The sequence below is a fragment of the Streptomyces sp. NBC_00433 genome, from assembly GCA_036015235.1.
In the GTDB taxonomy this organism is placed as follows: Bacteria; Actinomycetota; Actinomycetes; order Streptomycetales; family Streptomycetaceae; genus Actinacidiphila.
This window is the reverse complement of the sequence record CP107926.1, coordinates 3,742,737-3,759,045: the sequence shown is the minus strand read 5'-3', so window position 1 is coordinate 3,759,045 and position 16,309 is coordinate 3,742,737. Positions and strand designations below refer to the sequence as shown.

Genomic DNA, 16,309 nt, shown 5'->3' with positions numbered 1-16,309 from the left:
GCCAGGGGTACGGCCTCGGTGCATTGCCCAGTCTGCGGTCAGTTCCCCTCGGCCAGCACGACCGCGCCGGTGATCTTGTCCGCGAACGTCTGCCGCTGCCTGTCCCACAGCGGCCACAGGTAGCCGAGGTAGCACGACAGCCCGTCGAGCAGGTGCGCCACCCGGCGGCCGATCGCCCGCCAGACGCCCAGCGGCTGCCCGCCGCCGGCGTCCACCAGCCGCAGCCGCAGCAGCACCTTGCCGGGACTGCGCCCGGTGCGCCCCTCCCACAGGGCGAGCAGCACATTCAGGACGAGCACCACCGTGATGCCGTTGGCGATCATCACCGCCCTGTCGTGCCCCGGCGACATGGCCTCGTACGGGATCACCACCGGCAGGCTGACCAAGGCCGCGTCGGTCAGGCCGGACGCGACCCGTACGAACCAGTGCGCGAGCTGGTGCCGCTCATAGCGGTACGCCGGAAGCACCGGGCGGTACGCCGCCGCGCCGATGTCCATCGCGTAGCCCGGCACCTCCGCCTCTTCCGGCTGCCCCCCCAGGCTGCTCAAAACTGGTCCTTGATCACCACGGTGTGGACCATCTTGTCGGCCCAGGTCTGGTTCTTGCCGTCCCACAGCGGCCACAGGAAGCCGAGGCCGCAGGGTATGGCGTCGAGGACGTGCAGCCAGCGGCGGCCGAAGGCGCGGCCGAAGCCCAGGGCGGCGCCGTCCGACTCGCGCAGCAGCCGGATGCCGACGATCTTCTTGCCCGGCGTCTGGCCGGTCCTGCCCTCGCGGATGCTGAGGAAGACGAAGACGGCGAGGCTGAGCACCGCGCCGACCAGGACCAGCGTCAGACCGGAGCTGGACATGCTCGGCAGGTCGCAGTTCCTGGACGAGATGCCCTGGTCGGTGCAGGCGTCCTTGGCGTCCTGCACCTTCTTGCTGTACGGCAGGTCCCCCGCCATGATCAGGCCGGTCGGCACCAGGTTGAACATCAGGAAGTCGAGCAGGTACGCGCCCAGCCGGGCCCCCCAGCTCGCCAGCGGCGGCATGCCGGGCGGCAGCCCGCCGGCCGGCGGATAGGCACCGTACGGCGGCTGCTGGGCGGGGTAGCCGTAACCCGGCTGCTGGCCGTAGTACGGCTGCTGCGGGATGCCGGGGTTCTGCGGCTGGCCGTAGGGCTGTTGGGGCGGGCCACCGTACGGGTTCGGGGGGCCGGGAGGCTGACTCACGTGCGGATTCCTTAGCGAGCGGGACGGACGGGACGGATCCGCCACATCGTCCGGCCCAGCATGTGGGGGGCGCAAGGGTCAACCATGCACAGGAAGTGGACGGATTGGTCCCGCACGCCCCCGATCCGCGAGAATGGGGGTATGACCGCCCAGATTCTCGATGGCAAGGCCACCGCCGCCGCGATCAAGTCCGAACTGACCGAGCGCGTCCAGGCGCTCAAGGCCCGCGGTGTCGCACCCGGCCTCGGCACCCTGCTGGTCGGCGACGACCCGGGCAGCAAGTGGTACGTCGCGGGCAAGCACCGCGACTGCGCGCAGGTCGGCATCGGCTCCATCCAGCGCGAACTGCCGGACACCGCCACGCAGGAGGACATCGAGGCGGTCGTCCGCGAACTCAACGACGACCCCGCCTGCACCGGTTACATCGTGCAGCTCCCGCTCCCCAAGGGCATCGACACCAACCGGGTGCTCGAACTCATGGACCCCGCCAAGGACGCGGACGGGCTGCACCCGACGAATCTGGGCCGCCTCGTGCTGGGCGTGTCCGCCCCGCTGCCCTGCACCCCCAACGGCATCGTCGAACTGCTGCGCCGGCACGGCGTCGCCGTCAACGGCGCGCACGTCGTCGTCGTCGGCCGCGGCATCACCGTCGGCCGCTCCATCGGCCTGCTGCTCACCCGCAAGTCCGAGAACGCCACGGTCACGCTGTGCCACACCGGCACGCGCGACCTGTCCGCGCAGCTGCGGCAGGCCGACATCATCGTGGCCGCGGCCGGTGTGCCGCACATCGTCAAGCCCGAGGACGTCAAGCCGGGCGCGGCCGTCCTCGACGTCGGCGTCAGCCGCGACGAGCACGGCAAGATCGTCGGCGACGTCCACCCCGGCGTGGCCGAGGTCGCCGCCTGGCTCTCCCCCAACCCCGGCGGGGTCGGCCCCATGACCCGGGCGCTGCTCCTCCAGAACGTGGTCGAGACGGCCGAACGGGCGGCGCCCCATGTCGGATGACCTCGGCCCCGGCGGCCGCCCCGCCGTCACCACCTCCACCCCCCGCCCCGAAGGCGGCGGCCGCGCCGCCCCCGGCACATCACCGGCTCCCGCCCGCCAATGGCCCATCCTCCTGGTCATCGCCGGCGCGGTGATCGGCCTCGTCACCACGGCCGCCGGCGCGTTTCGCGCGGGCGCGGTCGTGGTGGGGGTCTCGCTGCTCCTCGGCGGAGTGCTGAGGTGGACGATGCAGTCGGTCGGCATGCTGGCCGTGCGCAGCCGGTTCACCGACGTCATCACGTACGGGATCCTGGGCGTCGCCATCGTCCTGCTCGCGCTGATGGCTCAGCCGGACCCCCTGATCCGGATCCCCTTCCTCGAGGACATCATCCACTTCTCCGTTCGCTGAACAGTCGCCCGGCGGCCGGCCGCTGAGGTCCTGCCCCTCGCGGTACGTCCCTTGCCCGCGGCCCGGTGGTGGGCTTGTCGCGCAGTTCCCCGCGCCCCTGGGTGATTGCCCCTTGCGGTGGCGGTGCTTTCTTTCCCGCCTCTTCGGCGCCCCGCCACGACGCGGCCGCAGGCAAGCAACGCACCGCAAGGGGCAATCACCCAGGGGCGCGGGGAACTGCGCGCCCCATCACGACGGCGTCGCAGGCAAGCAACGCACCGCAAGGGGCAGGACCTCGGGGGCTCGGGGAACTGCGAGACAAGCCCACCACCGGGCCGCGGTCGGAGGGGGAGAGCCGGGGCACCCTGTTAGCACAAATGCCCCACGCGAGTGGGAACTTGGGGGTAAGACCACTCGTGCGGGCACGAAGAGATAGCGTGGCCCTGGGTATTCGGTGGGACACGAAGGGTTCGGTATGGGGCAGTGGGAGCCACTGGCAGACCGTATCCCCCTGGACATGCGGCGCTTGGCGACGCAATTGCGCAGGATGAAGGACAGGAGCGGCCTGACGGTCCCCGCCCTGGCCGCGCGCACGGCCGAACCGGCCGACGCGTGGGCCGGCTACCTCGCGGCGGCCAAAGTGCCGCCACTGGCCGCGGTCGAGGTGCTGGCGCAGGCGAGCGGCGCGGACTACGACCGCGTCGGCGCCCTGTGGAAGCTCGCGGAGAAGGCCTCGACCGGCGCGGGCGACCGCGGCAGGGGCAGGCCGGTGCCGCATCCGGACCCGCTCGACCCGCTGAGCGCGCAGGACGGCATGCCGGCCCGCCGCAGGCGCGTCGTGCTGCTGGCGGCGGCCGGCGTGCTGGCGGTGGCCGCGCTGCTCGCGGTCGTGCTGATGGCAGGTACGAGCAACGGCCGCGCCCATGGCGGCGACGCCGACTCCACGGGCAACGGCGCCGCCGCGACGGGAGCCCCGGCGCCGTCCGCGCCGCCACGCGGGCGTACTCCGGCGGCGCAGCACCCGGGCGGGCCCGGCGGTGCCGACGCCGGCACGGGCGCGCCGGTCGACACCGTCTCCGCGGTGCCGCCCGCGCCCGGCCGGACCACGCGGGCGGCGCCGCCCGCGGGAGTGACGACGAGTGCGCCGCCGCCCGGCGCCCCCGCGCCGACCGCACCGGGCGCCACCACGTCCGCCGCGCCCACCGCGACGCCCACGGCGACCCCCACCCCCAGCGCCACGCCGAGCCCGACGCACACGGGCCTGTGCGTGGGCCTGATACTGCTGGGCATCTGCCTCGGCTGAGCCGGCCCGTACGCGGTGGCGCCGCAAGGCGGTGGCGGTGGCGGTGGCGGTGACCGCCGCCACATGACCGCGGTCCGACGGCGGGCGCGGCGCGCGATAGCCTGACGGGTGGCTCTCTTGACGACGAGAGATCCGCGTTCTGGGCCGCTCGGGCCACTGCCGTAGCGGCCAACCCGCGCCCGCGCAGACCGCAGCAGACCGCAGCAAAGGCCAGGAGAAGGCAATGACTCGCACTCCCGTCAACGTCAACGTCACCGTCACCGGAGCCGCAGGCCAGATCGGCTACGCACTCCTCTTCCGCATCGCCTCGGGCCACCTGCTCGGCGCGGACGTGCCGGTGCGGCTCAGGCTGCTGGAGATCCCGCAGGGCCTCAAGGCCGCAGAGGGCACCGCCATGGAGCTGGACGACGCCGCCTTCCCGCTGCTGCGCGGCATCGACATCACCGACGACCCGAACGTCGCCTTCGACGGTGCGAACGTCGCGCTGCTGGTCGGCGCCCGCCCCCGCACCAAGGGCATGGAGCGCGGCGACCTGCTGTCGGCGAACGGCGGCATCTTCAAGCCGCAGGGCAAGGCCATCAACGACCACGCGGCCGACGACATCAAGGTCCTGGTGGTCGGCAACCCGGCGAACACCAACGCGCTCATCGCGCAGTCCGCCGCCCCCGACGTCCCGGCCGAGCGCTTCACCGCGATGACCCGCCTGGACCACAACCGGGCGATCGCGCAGCTCGCGAAGCGGACCGGCGCGGCCGTGTCCGACATCAAGCGCGTCACCATCTGGGGCAACCACTCCGCCACGCAGTACCCGGACATCTTCCACGCCGAGGTCGCGGGCAAGAACGCCGCCGAGGTCGTCGACGACGAGCAGTGGCTCGCCGACACCTTCATCCCGACCGTCGCCAAGCGCGGCGCGGCCATCATCGAGGCCCGCGGCGCCTCCTCGGCGGCCTCCGCCGCGTCCGCCGCCCTGGACCACGTGCACACCTGGGTGAACGGCACCGCCGACGGCGACTGGACCTCGATGGGCATCGTCTCCGACGGTTCCTACGGCGTCCCGGCCGGCCTCATCTCGTCCTTCCCGGTCACCACGAAGGACGGCGCCTACGAGATCGTCCAGGGCCTGGACATCAACGCCTTCTCCCGGCCGCGGATCGACGCGTCGGTGCGGGAGCTGGAAGAGGAGCGTGCCGCGGTACGCGAGCTCGGCCTGATCTGAGCGGTACGCGGCCGTTCGTACGGCCCCGGCCCCCGGCCCCGTCGCTGGTCCTCAGCGGCGGGGCCGCCGTGTGTCCAGGTACACAATCCGAAAATCGTAAGCGGAATGCAACCTGCCGGGGGTTTCGCCGGTCGTAGAAGTCGGCCGACCCAGTTTGTGCTGGGCCCGACGTCGCAAGGAACCGACCATGAGCGACTCCCGCGGATCACGCAGGCGCGGCACCGACCGGCGCCGCAGCGGCGCCCACAGCGCCGGCGCGGTCCCCAGCGCCCCCGCGCCCGCCGACGGCCCCGGCTCGCACCGGCCGCCGGGCGGTCGGGCGGCCCTCCGCAAAGGGCGGAAGCGGCGCGGCGGCGGGCGCTCCCTGAAGATCATCGGGTTGGCCATGGGCTTCGTCATCCTCCTCGCGGGCGGCGCCACCGGATACGCGTACTGGAAGCTCAACAGCAACATCAAGTCCGACGACCTGTCGGCGAACGGCAAGGACGGCGCCGGGCACGAGAAGGCCGACGCCTTCGGCCGCACCCCGATCAACATCCTGGTGATCGGCTCCGACGACCGCACGGACGCGGCGGACTGCAAGCTCGGCGGCGCCTGCAAAGTGGCGACCGGGCAGCGCGCCGACGTGGAGATGGTCGTCCACATATCCGCCGACCGTACGAACGCCACCGTCATGAGCGTGCCCCGCGACCTGCGGGCGGACTGGGGCGGCTGCCACGACGACGGCCACGCCAGCATGGGCCCGCAGCACGACACGATGATCAACGCGGCCCTCGCCGGCGGGCCCGGCTGCAGTGTCGTGGCCGTCCACGAACTCACCGGGATACCCATCGACCACTTCATGATGGTGCACCTCTCCGGTGTGGTGGACATGTCCAACGCGGTCGGCGGCGTCAACGTCTGCGTGAGCGCCGACATCTACGACCCCTACAGCCACCTCAAGCTCAAGCAGGGCTCGCACGTCCTCCAGGGCGTAGCGGCCCTGGAGTTCGTGCGCACCCGGCACGGCTTCGGCGACGGCAGCGACAACGAAGGCCGCACGGGCGGCCAGCACGTCTTCCTGACCGCGCTGCTCAACAAGCTCAAGGACGACGGCACCCTGACCAGCCCCAGCAAGATGTGGAAGGTCGCCAACGCCGCGACCAAGGCGCTCACCGTCGACAATTCGCTGGACTCCGTCACCAAGCTGATCGGCCTGGGGACCGACCTCAACAAGGTCCCCACCGACCGGGTCACCTTCGCCACCCTCCAGACCGCCAGCGTCACGGTCGACGGCCGCTCCGAGCTGCACCTGGTCAACCCGGGCGCGGCGGCGCTCTTCAAGACGATCGCCGACGACCAGTCGCTCACCACGGCGAGCGGCGCCAAGGCGGCGCCCTCCGCCACGCCCACGATCCCGCCGTCCTCGATCGCGGTCCAGGTCCAGAACGGCGGCGGCGTCGCCCACCGGGCCGCCGACATCGCCGCGGAGCTGGTCTCCCGCGGCTTCTCCCCCCGGACCACGTCCGGCGACGGCCCCTCGTCCGCCACCACGACGCTCAGCTACCCCACGGCCCAGCAGGCCCAGGCCCAGAGCGTCGCCAAGGCCCTCGGCCTGCCCTCCGCGGCCCTCAAACCGTCCGCCTCCGCCACCGGCCTCGTCCTCCTCCTCGGCACCGACTGGCCGACCGGCACGACCTTCCCCGGCGGCAAGGCCCCGATATCCGCGGCCGACCAGAAGTCGGCGCTCAAGGGGACGAACTCCCAGCTCGGCAGTGCCAAGGGTGCGTGTGCGCAGGTGAGCAAATTCGACGACGTGATCGGCGTCGACTCCGCCGGCCACGTCACGACGGCGGCCAACCCCCGCCACTCCACGTCCCCCTCCCACGCGTACGCCATCTCCCCCAACGTCAAGGACTCGGCCCCCTGAGACCCCCCGCGGGGTGCTGCTACGTCCCCACCCGCGACCAGCCGAGACGGACCGCAACTGTGAACGCAACAGGACGTGGCACCCACCCAGGGGCGCGCGCAACCACCACGCGGCCGCGGGCAAGCGACGCACCGCAAGGGGCAGCAACCCGGGGCGCGGGGGGACACCGCGATAGGCCGGCCCCACGCCGGTGGGGGGTCAGGCCCGCGTGGCGAGCGACTGGCACAGGAGGGTGAGCGCCGTCGGGAAGGCGTGGTCCGGGGGTGTGGCGTAGCCCACGACAAGGGCGGGCGGGTGGGAAGGGGCGGAGCCGAAGGCGGTGAGTGCGGGGACGGCGAGGCCCAGACGGTGGGCGCGGGCGAGCACCGCGTCGAGCGGCGCACCCTCGGGCGGGAGGTCGAGCACCGCGTGCAGGCCGGCCGCGATGCCGGACACCCGGACACCCGGCGCGCGCAGCGCCAGAACCTCCACCACCCGGTCCCGCCGGGCGCGGTAGCGCATCCGCATGCGCCGCACATGCCGGTCGTACGCTCCGGCCCGGATGAACTCCGCGAGCGTCAACTGGTCGATCACCCCGGACTGGTGATCGGCCAGCCGCTTCTCCCGCACCACCGCCTCCAGCAGGTGCGGCGGCACCGCCAACCAGGCCAGCCGCAGGCCCGGCGCGAGGCTCTTGCTCGCGGTGCCCGCGTAGACGACGTGGTCCGGGGCCAGCGCCTGGAGCGCGGCGACCGGTTGCCGGTCGTAGCGGAACTCACCGTCGTAGTCGTCCTCGACGACGATGCCGCCGGTGGACCTGGCCCAGGCGACGACGGCCGTGCGGCGTGCGGGGGACAGGCACACCCCCAGCGGGAACTGGTGCGCGGGTGTGAGCAGCACCGCGGGGATCCCGGGGTCGAGGTCCCCGACCCGGGCGCCGTCCGCGTCGACGGGGAGCGGCACGGGCTCCAGCCCCGCGGCCCGCAGCAGCGTCGGGGTGTCGGGCAGGCCGACCGCCTCGACGGCGGCCCGCCGGGCACCGCGGGCGTGGAGGGCGCGGCCGATCAGGCCGACCGCCTGGGTGTAGCCGGTGCAGATGACCAGGTGCTCGGGGTCGGTGCGGACCCCGCGGACCCGGGCGAGGTAGTCGGCCAGCGCGGTGCGCAGCTCGGGGCGGCCGCGCGGGTCGGTGTAGCCGAATGCCTCGTTGGGCGCCGCGGTCAGCGCGCGGCGGGCGGCCCGCAGCCAGGCGGTGCGGGGGAAGGACGCCAGGTCGGGCGAGCCGGGCCACAGGACGTACGGCAGCCCGCTGGTGCGCGGTACGAGGTCGGTCGGCGCATCGCGCGGCGGCTCCGCGGGGCGCCGGGCGGGGCGGCTCGCCGGCGGCAGTGCGGGCCGCGCCGCGACCGTCGTGCCCGAGCCCTGCCTGGCGGTCAGCCAGCCCTCGGCGACGAGCTGGCCGTAGGCGTCGGCGACGGTGTTGCGGGCCAGGCCCAGATCGTGCGCCAGGACGCGGCTGGACGGCAGCCGGGTGCCCGGCGCGAGCCGCCCGTCGCGTACGGCCGCGCGCAGCGCCTCCTCAAGGCCCGCCCGCGTACGCTGCCCTGTCAGGTCCAGCAGCAGGTCGTGGCTACCGCTGCCGCGCTGCGGAATGGCCCACTCGTTCATGCCCCAAGTGGACCACGAGGCGGTGCCACTTCGCGCATACGGTGGCTGCATGACCACGATTCCCCCGGCTGACGCAGCCGTTCCCGCACCGGTACGACGGATCGACCTGATGGACAAGGCGCCGGACTTCTACCAGGCGATGTTCGCCCTCGACAAGGCCGCGGCCCTGGGCCTTGACCCGGTGGTACGCGAACTCGTCAGGGTCCGGATCTCGCAAATCAACGGCTGCGCCTTCTGCGTCGACAAGCACAGCGCCGACGCGCGCAAGGTCGGCGTGTCCGAGCAGAAGCTGTACGGCCTGACCGTGTGGCGCGAGACGCCCTTCTTCACCGCACGCGAACGCGCCGCCCTCGCCCTTGCCGAGGCGATGACCCACCTGGGCACCCACGGCGTGCCCGACGACGTCTACGACGAGGCCGCGAAGCTCTTCGACGAGGACGAGATGCCGCGGCTCATCGCGATGGGCGTGGCGATGAACGCCTGGAACCGCATCGGCGTCACGTGCCGGATGTCGCCGGCGACGCGGTCGTAGTGCCGCCCTCACCGAAGCGGGCCAGCACCAGGGCGCCCGCCACGGCCAGCCCGAAGCCCGCCACCGCGGCCGGCGCCCAGCCCGCCCGGGTGCGGTCGTCCAGCGCCAGGACGCCCACCAGGGCCGGGCCGACCGTCTCCCCGATGACCATTCCCGCGGTCGCCGTGGTGACCGAGCCCTGGCTCAGGGCCGAGGTCAGCAACAGGAAGGCGGCGCCGCCGCCGAGCAGCAGGGCGTAGAGCGCCGGGCCGGTCACGCCGTCCACGAGCCGTACCGCCACCTCGACCACCCCGAAGCCGAGCCCGGCGCCCAACCCCAGCACGGCGGCTCGCGCCCGCCCCGGCAGGCGCCCACCCGCGGCTCCCACCAGCAGCACCGCGCCCGCCGCGGCCAGCGTGCCCCACCGCAGGGCCGGACCGCCATGGCCGTCGCCCTCACCGCCCGCGGCCAGTCCGAGCAGCGCCAGACCGCCGCAGACCGCCCCCACGGCGCCCCACTCGGCCCCTTGCAGCGTCACCCCCAGCAGCCGGGACGCGGCGACCGCGGTCACCGCGAGGCTCGCGGCGAGCGCGGCGCCGACCGCGTAGATCGGCAGCGTCAGCAAGGCCACCAGTTCCAGGGCGAAGCCGATGCCGTCGAGTGCGAGGCCGGCGATGTACTCGCGCTGGGCCAGTGCCCGCGCGAGCAGCCGGGTGTCCACGCCTGACCCGCTTCCCGGCTGCGCCGCGCGTGCGCCACGTGCTTGCAGCACGGAGGCCACCCCGAAGCACCCCGCCGCCCCCAGCCCCGCCACCATCCCAACGATCACCCCCCGACCTTACGGCTCCCCCGCGGGGGTCGCCGTTGCGCTTGCATGCGCCCCTGCCCCCTTACGGTGCATTGCTTGCCCGCGGCCGCCGTCGTGGCTGGCCGCGCCCCTGAGGTGGCAGCCTCGTCCTGTCGCGTTCACAGTTGCGGTCCGCTGCGGCTGGTCGCGCAGTTCCCCGCGCCCCTAAAAAACGCTCACCCAGGGGCGAACGCATGGCACAGGAGGAGGCTGCTACCTCAGGGGCGCGTGGGGGTACCCCCACGCGAAGCCCTGGGGGAGAACTGCGCGACAAGCCCCCACGCAGCGGCACCGTGGAGTCCGTAACAGCACCCCGCGGGGGCTGTTCAGAGGCGCGTCGCCTCACGCGGGGCCGGGACGGACTGGTGCGGGACCGAAGGGACCTCCGCTGCGAAAGGGTAGTCACGCATCTTGCGCCACACCCCGTCACCGCCCTGCTCGTAGAGGGCGAAGCCGGCGGCCAGCCAATCCGCGGAGAAGTCGGCGAGCTCGCGCTGCGCGCGATCCATCGCGGCCTCGGGGATGCCGTGGGCGACGGTGACGTGCGGGTGGTACGGGAATTGCAGGTCCCGCTCGACGGGGCCGGACCTGACCAGTTCCTGAAGGCCGTCGCAGACGTTGGCGCCCTCGGCGAGGCGGACGTAGACCACCGGGGAGAGCGGCCGGAAGGTGTCGGTGCCGCGCAGGCGCATCGGGAAGGGGTGGCTGTCCGCCGCGACCTGGGCCAGGTGGCGGCGGAAGGCGGGCAGGTCGGCGACGCCGACGTCGGTGGGGGGCAGCAAGGTGACGTGCGTGGGGATGGCGTACGCGGCCGGATCGCCGAAGCCCGCGCGCCGGTCCTGGAGGAGCCGTCCGTACGGCTCCGGGACCGCGATGGACACGCCGATCGTCGTGGTGGTCTCCAAGGCGTTCACCCCTTTCCCCCAGGTCGGTGCCGACGGCACAGGTCGTCGCCGTCGTCAGCGTCGTGCGTACCCCGTATCCCCGTTGTCACCGCCGCTCGCGCAAGGGCGCTCAGTGCTTGGCCGGCACCAGGCCCATCCGCTCGTACGCCGCCGCCAGCGTCTCGGCCGCGACGGCCCTGGCCTTCTCGGCGCCCTTGGCGAGGACGGAGTCCAGGGTCTCCGGGTCCCCCAGATACTCCCTCGTACGCTCGTGGAACGGTGTGACCCACTCCACGAAGATGTCCGCGAGGTCGGTCTTGAGCGCACCGTAGCCCTTGCCCTCGTACTGCTGTTCCAGTTCCGGAATTCCGGTACCGGTGAGGGCGGAGTGAATAGTGAGCAGATTGCTGACGCCCGGCTTTTCCGTTTCGTCATACCGGATGACCGTGTCGGTGTCGGTGACCGCGCTCCGGAATTTCTTCGCCGAGACCTTCGGGTCGTCCAGCAGGTTGACCAGGCCCTTCGGGGACGCCGCCGACTTGCTCATCTTCGCGGTCGGGTCCTGGAGGTCGTAGATTTTCGCGACCTCGCGCACAATGTGCGGCGCCGGAATGGTGAACGTCTGTCCGTAGCGGCCGTTGAAACGCTCGGCCAGGTCGCGGGTCAGCTCGATGTGCTGGCGCTGGTCCTCGCCGACCGGGACGCTGTCGGCCTGGTAGAGCAGGATGTCGGCGACCTGCAGGATCGGGTACGTGAACAGGCCGACCGTGGCGCGGTCGGCGCCCTGCTTGGCGGACTTGTCCTTGAACTGCGTCATCCGGGAGGCCTCGCCGAAGCCCGTGATGCAGTTCATCACCCAGCCGAGCTGCGCGTGCTCGGGCACATGGCTCTGGATGAACAGGGTGCAGCGGTCCGGGTCCAGCCCCGCGGCCAGCAGCTGGGCGGCCGCGAGCCGCGTGTTGGCGCGCAGCTCCGCCGGGTCCTGCGGGACAGTGATCGCATGCAGGTCCACGACCATGTAGAACGCGTCGTGCGACTCCTGGAGCGCCACATACTGCCGGATCGCACCGAGGTAATTCCCCAGGTGGAAGGAGCCGGCGGTGGGCTGGATGCCCGAGAGGGCGCGGGGACGTTCGAGGGCCATGCCCCCATTCTCTCAGGTCGGCGCACGGTCCCACACCCCTGATCGAAACGGGCGGATCTGCGACGGGAGGACGTTTTCGCCGTAAGGTTTCACGCCATCACCGCTGAGCGACGATAGAAATGGGGCAGCACGGCCCCAGGGGCACACCCCGCCCCGCTCCCAGGCATGGGCCTGGCTCCTGACGCACGACGAACGGAGTACGCACGTGAGCACCAGCACTTCCGGCTTTCCCGCCGCGGGTACCGCCTCCTCCACCGAGCGGCAGATCGCCGCCGCGGAGGCGCACAGCGCGCACAACTACCACCCGCTGCCCGTGGTCATCGCCGAGGCGGAGGGCGCCTGGGTGACCGACGTCGAGGGCCGCCGCTACGTCGACATGCTCGCCGGCTACTCGGCGCTGAATTTCGGCCACGCCCACCCGCGGCTCATCGCCGCGGCCAAGGCGCAGCTCGACCGCGTCACCCTCACCTCCCGCGCCTTCCACCACGACCGGTTCGCGCAGTTCTGCGCGGAGCTGGCCGAGCTGTGCGGCATGGAGATGGTGCTGCCCATGAACACCGGGGCCGAGGCGGTGGAGACCGCCGTCAAGACGGCGCGCAAGTGGGGCTACCAGGTCAAGGGCGTGCCCGAGGGCCGGGCGAAGATCATCGTCGCCGACGGCAACTTCCACGGGCGTACGACGACGATCATCAGCTTCTCCACCGATCCGGAGGCGCGGGCCGGCTTCGGGCCCTACACGCCTGGCTTCGAGATCGTCCCCTACGGCGACCTCGACGCGCTCGCCGCCGCCGTCGACGACGACACCGTCGCCGTCCTGCTGGAGCCGATCCAGGGCGAGGCCGGCGTCCTCGTGCCGCCGCCCGGCTACCTCGCCGGGGTGCGGCGGCTCACCGCGGAGCGCGGCGTGCTCTTCGTCGCCGACGAGATCCAGTCCGGCCTCGGCCGCACCGGGCGCACGTTCGCGTGCGAGCACGAGGACGTCGTGCCCGACATGTACGTCCTCGGCAAGGCGCTCGGCGGCGGGGTCGTGCCGGTCTCGGCTGTCGTCTCCTCGCGCGACGTCCTCGGCGTCTTCCGGCCCGGCGAGCACGGGTCCACCTTCGGTGGGAATCCGCTGGCCTGCGCGGTCGGGCTCGAAGTCGTCGCCATGCTGCGGACCGGCGAATACCAGCAGCGGGCCGCGGACCTCGGCGACCACCTCCACCGGGAGCTGGGCGCGCTGCTCGGCGCCGGCGCGCTGACCGCGGTGCGGGGCAGGGGCCTGTGGGCGGGCCTCGACATCCCGCCGGCCCGCGGGACCGGCCGCGGCGTCTCCGAGGCGCTCCTCGGCAGGGGCGTCCTCGCCAAGGACACGCACACCGCGACGATTCGGCTGGCGCCGCCGCTGGTGATCTCCAAGGACGATCTGGACTGGTCCTTGACCCAGCTCCGAGCGGTTCTCGTCCCCTAGGGGTCACGGACTCGACAGGTGCGGTTCGCTGCGGCTGAGCGCACAGTTCCCCGCCACTCCCTGCGCGGTGCTGTTACGGACTCCACAGTTGCGCCGTGTGGGTGGCTGGTCGACGAGGCGGGAAGGAAAGCGACGCCACAGCAAGTGGCACCCACCGGCCCGCTCGCCGGGACGGCTTCGGTGCGGGTGGGCGCTCAGACGGGGAGACGGCGGAAGACGGGGCGGGGGAGGTGGCGGATGGCCGCCATCACCAGGCGGAGCGTGCCGGGGACCCAGATCGTGGTGCTGCGGCGGCGCAGGCCCAGCTCGATGGCGGTGGCGACCTCGCCCGGGGTGCTGGACAGCGGGGTGGCGGGGCGGCCCTCGGTCATGCGGGTGTGGACGAAGCCGGGCCTGACCGTCATCACATGCACACCCGAGCCGTGCATGGCGTCGGACAGGCCCTGGCAGAAGGCGTCGAGGCCCGCTTTGCTGCTGCCGTAGATGAAGTTGGCGCGGCGGGGGCGCTCGGCGGCGACCGAGGAGAGGACGACCAGGGAGCCGTGGCCCTGGGTCTGCAGGGCGGCCGCGCTGACCAGGGCGGCGGAGACGGCGCCGGTGTAGTTGACCTGGGCGACGTGGACGGCGGCCGGCGGGTCCTGCTCGTCGCGGGCCTGGTCGCCCAGCACACCGAAGGCGAGCAGCACCATGTCGATGTCGTCCTCGGCGAAGACCTTGCCGAGGACGGTCTCGTGCGAGGCGGTGTCGAGCGCGTCGAAGGGGACGGTCGTGACGAGCGCGCCGATCGCACGCAGCGACTCGGCGGCGGCCTCCAGCCGCTCGCAGGGGCGGCCGGCCAGGAAGACCGTGCGCGTCCTGCGGGTGATCAGGCGGCGGGCGGTCGCGAGGCCGATCTCGGAGGTGCCGCCGAGGATCAGCAGGGACTGCGGCGCGCCGAAGGCGTCCTTCATGGGCTCTCCACGGAAGTCGGGGTCATACGCCCAGCCGGCGGGCGAGGTCGGAGGTGATGGCGCCGCGCGGGTCGTAGCGGGTGCGCAGCTCGCGGAAGGCGTCGAGGCGCGGATACATCCTGGCGAGCACGTCGGGGCGCAGCCGGGCGTCCTTGGCCAGGTAGACGCGGCCGCCGGCGGCCGCCACCTCGTCGTCCAGCTCGTCGAGGAAGGCGGCCAGGCCCGGGAGGGTGGCCGGGATGTCCAGGGCCAGGGTCCAGCCGGGGACCGGGAAGGACAGCCAGCCGGGGTCGGCGTCGCCGAAGCGCTTGAGCACCGCCAGGAAGGACGGGCAGCGGCGGGAGCCGATGCGGCGCACGATACGGCGCAGCGCGTCCTCCTCGCCGTGTCCGACGACGAACTGGTACTGCACGAAGCCGCCGCGGCCGTAGATCCGGTTCCACTCCGGCAGGCCGTCCAGCGGGTGGAAGAACGACGACAGCTTCTGCAGCCTGCCGCGCTGCTCGCGCGGCGCCTTGCGATACCAGAACTCGTTGAAGAGGCCGACGCTGCGGCGGGTGAGCAGGCCCTCGGGCAGGAAGCGGGGGGCCGCGGGGAGGCGGGCACCGGTCCTGAAGGCCAGCGGTTCGGCGCGCAGGCGGGGCGGCAGCGCGTCGAGCGGGGCGTGGTCGCCGCGGGTCAGCACCGCGCGGCCGGTCTTCGCGCCGCGCGCGAGCAGGTCGATCCAGGCGACCGAGTAGCGGTAGCGGTGGTCGTCCGCGGTGAGCCTGGCCATCAGGTCGTCCAGGTCGGTGGCCCGCTCGGTGTCCACCGTCATCAGTGACGTCTCCACCGGCAGCAGCTCGATGGTGGCGGCCAGCACGACACCGGTCAGGCCCATGCCGCCGGCCGTCGCCCAGAAGAGGTCGGGCTCGTCCTCCGGGGTGACCAGCCGGGTCTCGCCGTCGCCGGTGAGCAGCTCGATGGCGCGGACATGGCGGCTGAAGGAGCCGGAGGTGTGGTGGTTCTTGCCGTGGATGTCGGCGCCGATCGCGCCGCCGACGGTCACATAGCGGGTGCCGGGGGAGACGGGGACGAACCAGCCGAGCGGCAGCAGCACCTGCATCAGGCGGTGCAGCGACACCCCCGCGTCGCACACCACCAGGCCGTTGACCGCGTCGATCTCATGGATGCGGTCCAGACCCGTCATGTCCAGGACCGCGCCCCCGGCATTCTGCGCCGCGTCCCCGTACGCCCGCCCGAGCCCGCGGGCGATCGTCCCGCGCCCGCCGCACTCGCGCACGGCACGCACCGCCTCCTCGTACGACCCGGGGCGCAGCACCTGCGCGGAGCTGGGCGCGGTACGGCCCCAACCGGTGACGGACGTGGTCTCGGTGGGGGAGTCGGCGGCGAAGGGTACGGGCATATCGCTGACCGTATCGCCCGGAAGATACCAAAAGGGGGTTATGCGGCGTTTCTCACCGTAAAGGGTGAGTGTCGCTGCGTGAGCGGGTGGCCCGCACGGTAATAACCCGGGGCTGGACGCATCGCGGTGCGGCACCTCGCACCCCGCGTGCGGACGGTGCGCGCACGCCCGGCGTGCGCACCGCGGAAGAGCTCCGCGGACGACCCGCGGCCGCACCCGCGGGACCGGGACACGCGGCCACCGCCGCGGGACCCGCCCCGCGGACATGCCGCGGACCACACGCGGAGGGAGAAAACCGCAGATGCGCCGATCCGACTCCGCCGCACAGCGCGGCACCTCGATATCCCGGCCCACCACCCCGCTCCCGTCCGGCCCGCCCGGCCCCTCCCGGGACCTGGCAGCCGCGCCGGGCCCCGACGGGGGACGCCCGCCCCGCGACGCCGGGCCGAACGGAC

15 protein-coding genes are annotated in these 16,309 nt (G+C 73.0%); 7 read left to right on the top strand and 8 right to left on the bottom strand.

Annotation, left to right across the window (positions count from 1 at the left end; all coding sequences use genetic code 11):
• Positions 1–38 precede the first annotated feature (38 nt).
• Positions 39–548 (bottom strand): RDD family protein, encoded by a 510-nt coding sequence (locus tag OG900_15560; protein ID WUH91380.1) that lies wholly within the window; start codon positions 546–548, stop codon positions 39–41.
• Positions 545–1,213 (bottom strand): RDD family protein, encoded by a 669-nt coding sequence (locus tag OG900_15555; protein WUH91379.1) that lies wholly within the window; start codon positions 1,211–1,213, stop codon positions 545–547. The genes OG900_15560 and OG900_15555 overlap by 4 nt, the downstream gene beginning before the upstream one ends.
• Positions 1,214–1,354: 141 nt before the next feature.
• Between OG900_15555 and OG900_15550 the strand changes: the two genes are divergently transcribed.
• The 5 genes from OG900_15550 to OG900_15530 all read left to right on the top strand — a co-directional run bounded on the left by OG900_15550 (position 1,355) and on the right by OG900_15530 (position 7,016).
• A complete protein-coding gene (locus OG900_15550) occupies positions 1,355–2,218 on the top strand; it encodes a bifunctional methylenetetrahydrofolate dehydrogenase/methenyltetrahydrofolate cyclohydrolase (protein ID WUH91378.1) in 864 nt (287 codons plus the stop codon).
• Entirely contained in the window at positions 2,208–2,606 is a 399-nt protein-coding gene (locus tag OG900_15545) for a DUF3017 domain-containing protein (protein WUH91377.1), read from the top strand. The genes OG900_15550 and OG900_15545 overlap by 11 nt, the downstream gene beginning before the upstream one ends.
• Positions 2,607–3,132: 526 nt before the next feature.
• Positions 3,133–3,888, top strand: coding sequence for a hypothetical protein (locus OG900_15540; protein ID WUH91376.1), 756 nt, complete (start codon positions 3,133–3,135; stop codon positions 3,886–3,888).
• 223 nt (positions 3,889–4,111) lie between these two features.
• Positions 4,112–5,107, top strand: a complete 996-nt coding sequence (locus tag OG900_15535; protein ID WUH91375.1) for a malate dehydrogenase — start codon at positions 4,112–4,114, stop codon at positions 5,105–5,107.
• Positions 5,108–5,294: 187 nt separating this feature from the next.
• Positions 5,295–7,016, top strand: a complete 1,722-nt coding sequence (locus OG900_15530) for an LCP family protein (protein WUH91374.1) — start codon at positions 5,295–5,297, stop codon at positions 7,014–7,016.
• A 198-nt stretch (positions 7,017–7,214) separates the two neighbouring features.
• Here OG900_15530 and OG900_15525 read toward each other — a convergent pair whose 3' ends face one another.
• A complete protein-coding gene (locus tag OG900_15525) occupies positions 7,215–8,663 on the bottom strand; it encodes a PLP-dependent aminotransferase family protein (GenBank protein ID WUH91373.1) in 1,449 nt (482 codons plus the stop codon).
• A 49-nt stretch (positions 8,664–8,712) separates the two neighbouring features.
• Between OG900_15525 and OG900_15520 the strand changes: the two genes are divergently transcribed.
• Positions 8,713–9,195 carry a carboxymuconolactone decarboxylase family protein gene (locus OG900_15520; GenBank protein ID WUH91372.1) on the top strand — a complete coding sequence of 161 codons (483 nt, stop codon included), beginning with the start codon at positions 8,713–8,715 and terminating at the stop codon, positions 9,193–9,195.
• Here the strand turns inward: OG900_15520 and OG900_15515 are convergent.
• The 3 genes from OG900_15515 to trpS all read right to left on the bottom strand — a co-directional run bounded on the left by OG900_15515 (position 9,161) and on the right by trpS (position 12,049).
• Complete coding sequence (locus OG900_15515; protein WUH95778.1) at positions 9,161–9,991, bottom strand: hypothetical protein; 831 nt, start codon at positions 9,989–9,991, stop codon at positions 9,161–9,163. The genes OG900_15520 and OG900_15515 overlap by 35 nt on opposite strands.
• A gap of 356 nt (positions 9,992–10,347) precedes the next feature.
• Entirely contained in the window at positions 10,348–10,926 is a 579-nt protein-coding gene (locus tag OG900_15510) for a 2'-5' RNA ligase family protein (protein ID WUH91371.1), read from the bottom strand.
• A 109-nt stretch (positions 10,927–11,035) separates the two neighbouring features.
• Positions 11,036–12,049, bottom strand: coding sequence for a tryptophan--tRNA ligase (gene trpS, locus OG900_15505; protein WUH91370.1), 1,014 nt, complete (start codon positions 12,047–12,049; stop codon positions 11,036–11,038).
• 265 nt (positions 12,050–12,314) lie between these two features.
• Between trpS and rocD the strand changes: the two genes are divergently transcribed.
• Positions 12,315–13,499: an ornithine--oxo-acid transaminase gene (gene rocD / locus OG900_15500; protein WUH95777.1), complete on the top strand. Its 1,185-nt coding sequence runs from the start codon at positions 12,315–12,317 to the stop codon at positions 13,497–13,499.
• Between the two features lie 194 nt (positions 13,500–13,693).
• On the opposite strand, the gene OG900_15495 is transcribed toward rocD, so the two are convergent.
• Both OG900_15495 and OG900_15490 read right to left on the bottom strand, forming a co-directional pair.
• Positions 13,694–14,449 carry a decaprenylphospho-beta-D-erythro-pentofuranosid-2-ulose 2-reductase gene (locus OG900_15495; protein WUH91369.1) on the bottom strand — a complete coding sequence of 252 codons (756 nt, stop codon included), beginning with the start codon at positions 14,447–14,449 and terminating at the stop codon, positions 13,694–13,696.
• A 22-nt stretch (positions 14,450–14,471) separates the two neighbouring features.
• Positions 14,472–15,854 (bottom strand): FAD-binding oxidoreductase, encoded by a 1,383-nt coding sequence (locus OG900_15490; GenBank protein WUH91368.1) that lies wholly within the window; start codon positions 15,852–15,854, stop codon positions 14,472–14,474.
• Between the last annotated feature and the right edge of the window lie 455 nt (positions 15,855–16,309).